Origin of the sequence: Mycobacterium sp. E3298, from assembly GCF_001666895.1 — a bacterium.
Taxonomy (GTDB): Bacteria; Actinomycetota; Actinomycetes; order Mycobacteriales; family Mycobacteriaceae; genus Mycobacterium.
Genome location: NZ_LZJB01000013.1, coordinates 1 through 3,621, shown reverse-complemented (window position 1 = coordinate 3,621; position 3,621 = coordinate 1). Strand labels below are relative to the sequence as shown.

4 protein-coding genes and 1 pseudogene are annotated in these 3,621 nt (G+C 69.1%); 2 read left to right on the top strand and 3 right to left on the bottom strand.

What is annotated here, in order from left to right:
- The 3 genes and pseudogenes from A9X05_RS00315 to A9X05_RS00305 form a co-directional block, all read right to left on the bottom strand.
- Positions 1-724: pseudogene (locus A9X05_RS00315) on the bottom strand (sodium:proton exchanger); the annotation flags it as partial.
- A 260-nt stretch (positions 725-984) separates the two neighbouring features.
- Positions 985-1,803, bottom strand: a complete 819-nt coding sequence (locus A9X05_RS00310) for an SDR family NAD(P)-dependent oxidoreductase (RefSeq protein WP_067754160.1) — start codon at positions 1,801-1,803, stop codon at positions 985-987.
- Positions 1,804-2,217, bottom strand: a complete 414-nt coding sequence (locus A9X05_RS00305; protein WP_067754190.1) for a nuclear transport factor 2 family protein — start codon at positions 2,215-2,217, stop codon at positions 1,804-1,806.
- 264 nt (positions 2,218-2,481) lie between these two features.
- Here A9X05_RS00305 and A9X05_RS00300 point away from each other — a divergent pair, with 264 nt between their 5' ends.
- Positions 2,482-3,345, top strand: coding sequence for an IclR family transcriptional regulator (locus A9X05_RS00300; RefSeq protein ID WP_067754154.1), 864 nt, complete (start codon positions 2,482-2,484; stop codon positions 3,343-3,345).
- 9 nt (positions 3,346-3,354) lie between these two features.
- A partial coding sequence (locus tag A9X05_RS00295) for a LysR family transcriptional regulator (protein WP_156670087.1) occupies positions 3,355-3,621 on the top strand: 267 nt, incomplete at its 3' end.

Below are 3,621 nucleotides of genomic sequence, written 5' to 3'. Positions count from 1 at the left end.
CCGCGCCGGACAGCAGGAAGAGGCCGACGACGACGATGCGCCGGCCTCGATCGGGCAGCTCCCCCAGGGCGGCGGCGGTCCCGATCAGGTCGGGTTCCTCCACGTCACCGTGGCCGATCTTGTACAGGTAGAAGCCGAACCAGGCCAGCAGCGCGAGCCCGAGGCCGAAATGGATCTGGCCGCTCGCCGGGATCGCGAAGGCGATGATGCCGGCGATCAGCAGGAACCCGAGTTCGACGCGATTGGTCGGCTGCAGAGCCAGACCGGTGGCGTTCTTCGCGCCGGCCTTGCGGGCCACGACGATGCTGACCAGCACCACAACCGGCCAACCCAAACCCATCAGCAACCGGTTCGAGCCCGTCATGTTGGCCGCGGCGTACTGCGTGTACTCGGCGTTGTGGCCGGAGACGTAGGCGTAGTAGAGGTCGACGGCGTATTCGGGCAGCACCGCGATCAACGCCAGGATCGCCGTCGCCAGCCCGCCGGAGACATCGATCTGCGCGGTCTCCGCGGCCCAGGCCAGCAAGAAACTGGCCGACACGACCGCGGCGCCGTAGATCAGCAGGGCGGCGACTGGGTCGGGGTGCAACCCAACGATGCGGATGACCACCGCGGGGGCCACGAACGCCGCGGTGATCAATCCCGAGCGCGTCAGGGTGCGACGTCGCGACCGTTCTGCCGTCGCGGTGGCGCCCGCGGGCCTGTCGGTGGCGAGCATCGTCATCCTTCGATCGGGAGGGGTGGCGAATGGAGCGGCTGCTCCGCCTGGATTAGCCATGCCTAACGCCTCCCTAAACTACCCGCGAAGCGCGTCACCAGCAACGTCGTTGATCGGCGGAGCGTGGACGCACGCCGACGCATCTTTGCTGGCCAGGCGCGCTCCTGCGAAAAGTTAGGCAGGCCTGATCTCGAAGTTGGGCAAACCTTGCGAAGCGCAATCCATCCCCATGCAGTACGACGGCCCGCGAGCGGGGGAGGTTGCGACTAAGTGTCCGGCCCCATGGCCGCCGCCGCGGCCTGGGCGAACAGTTCGACGGCCTGGTTGCGGGTTAGCGACGCCAGCATTTGTTCGGCGGCGCGCATCATGTCGCCGACCATCAGCGTCGGCCCGTTGTCGAGGTTCCCGAACGCCTCGGCGATCACGTCGGTCACGGCGGCAGCGCCCGGCGGCACCTCGTCGAGCGACCCGATCTGTCCGCGGCTGTGCTCGAGTTGCCGCAACGCGGGGGTATCGGTCTTGCCCAGGATGAGGCCCAGGACGTCGACGCCCTTGTCGTGCAACTCGGCCCAGAGCGCTTCGGCGAACACCATGTCGAACGCCTTCGTCGCGCCGTAGGCGACCATGTTGGCCCCACCGGCCAGGCCGGCGCCGGACCCGAACAACACGATGCCGCCGCGGCCCCGCTCGACCATGGGACCGGCGAAGTGGTGGCACAACTGCATCGGCACCATGCAGTTGCGCTGCACCATCGCCTCGGCCACTCCGACCGGATTGGCCAGGAACGGCTCGAAGTTCGGGTCGGCGCCCGCGCAGTACACCAGGAAGCCCACCTCCAGGTCGCCGGTCGCCGCCGCGATCGCCGCCGCCGCGCCCGGTTCGGCGAGATCGATGGCGAGGGTGCGGGTGGACACCGACGTGTCGCCGCGGATCGCGGCCGCGACTTCGTCCAGGACGGCGTGCCGGCGGGCGATCAGCACGACGTTGACGCCCCGCTCGGCGAGCCCGCGCGCGAAGGCCGCGCCCACCCCGTCCGAGGCGCCGGCCACCAGCGCCCAGGGCCCGTACTTGGTTGCGAACGTCATCTAAGGGCTCCCGAATGTGGTGATGCGCACCGAAGTGAACCGACGCCGCGCAATACGCCAACCATCCCCGGTCCGCACGATCTCGTCGTCGTAGAAACCCCATGCGTTCACGCCGGATTGGTTGTCGCCGAACATGATCACCGCATCGACATAGGTGCGGGCCGATGCGTTGTCGCCGTTGACCGTGATGGCGTGGTTGGTCAGGCGGTGCAGGGTATGCCCGGCCGGCGCGTGGGTCATATCCATGAACTCCGTGACGGCGTCGACACCGGTCCACGACCCGATCTCCCCGTAGTCGAGCTCGCAGTCCGCGGTGAACACGGTGCGAAACAGCGGCCAGTCGCGCCGGTCTATCCCGGTGGCGTACCGCACCAGCAGCTCGGAGATGTCCTGGCGGTCTTCGCGTTCGGTCATGGCACGTCTCCGTTCGGATGGACGACGATGCGCGGCGGACGCGCAGATCGCGGTGCTCAGGGTGCGCAGCAACAGCTCGCCCGCCCCCGGCTGGGGGTCCGGCGTCTCGCGGACCTGCAACCGGCCGTCTCTCAACACCGCAGCGCGCAGAAGCGTTAGCTTTCTCTAATAATCGACATGTAATCTCGAATGTTCGCTCAACTCTAAATCGTGCGGTAAAGGAGTCAAGCCATCCGCGGAGCGACGTCTGCGCCGACGGCCCGGGTGCTCGATGTAGTCGAACTGCTGGCCCGGTCCGGGAATGCGCGGCTGCGGTTCTCCGACATCGTGCGCGAGCTCGACCTCACCCAGGCGACCGCGCACGCGATCCTGAAGACGTTGTGCGACCGGGGGTGGGCCAGCCGCGATCCGGTCGCCAAGACGTTCACCCTGGGTCCCGCGCTGGCCGTCGTGGCGGCGCGGACAGACACCGCCCGGCCGCTCGCGCATGCGGCCCGCTCCGCGGCGCTGCGGTTGTCCCGCGAGTTCGGCTACGCCTGCTCGGTGGTGGAGCGGTTCGGTGATTCGTTGGTGGTCACCGCGTTTGAGGGCGAGCCCGCCACCCAGCCGTCCGGGATACCCGGCGATCGCATCCCGTACGCACCGCCCTTCGGGGTCGCGCTCGCCGCCTGGGACGACGAGGACGAGCAACGAGCGTGGATCCGCCGCGGCGCGGGCGAGAACCCCGATCGCATCCGGCGCCTCGAGCAGGTGCTCGAGCGCACGCGTGAGCGCGGCTTCGACGTCGACTGGACGACGCCCGCGCTGGCCCAGGCCGCGCAGGTCGTCGGCACGCTGGACAGCGCCGAGATGCCGAAGCCGGTGCGCCACATCATGGATCAGTTGCGCGTCGAGTTCATCACGATCGGCTTCCTCTCCGACGACAACCCGGGCCGGCGCAAGCAACCCGTGGTGACCATCGCCGCGCCGGTGTTCGACGAACGGCAGGTGGCCCTGATGGTGGCCGTGCATCCGCTGTGCCCGCTGTCGGCGCGGCAGATCCGGCTCATCGGTAAACACCTGACCGACGAAACGACCGCCATCAGCGCGGGCCCGTCGCGACCCGACGCGGTCGAGCGCGCCGTCTAGGCTCCGCGTATGGAATTGCGGCAGCTGCGCTATTTCGTGGCGGTCGCCGAGGAGTTGCACTTCGGCCGGGCCGCGCAACGCGTCCACATCTCCGGGCCGGCGCTCTCGCAACAGATCATCGCCCTCGAGCGCGAACTGGGCGCGGACTTGCTCGTGCGTGACCGCCGCAGCGTTCGATTGACCGAGGCCGGGCGCACTTTTCTTCCGGACGCGCGCCGCATCCTGGCGCTGGCCGACGATGCCAAGCGCCGGCTCCAGCGGGCGGCCGCGCGCAGC

Coding starts and splice junctions, on each gene's coding strand:
- A9X05_RS00310 (WP_067754160.1), bottom strand. CDS start 1,803: ATGACGTTCGCAACCAAGTACGGGCCCTGGGCGCTGGTGGCCGGCGCC.
- A9X05_RS00305 (WP_067754190.1), bottom strand. CDS start 2,217: ATGACCGAACGCGAAGACCGCCAGGACATCTCCGAGCTGCTGGTGCGG.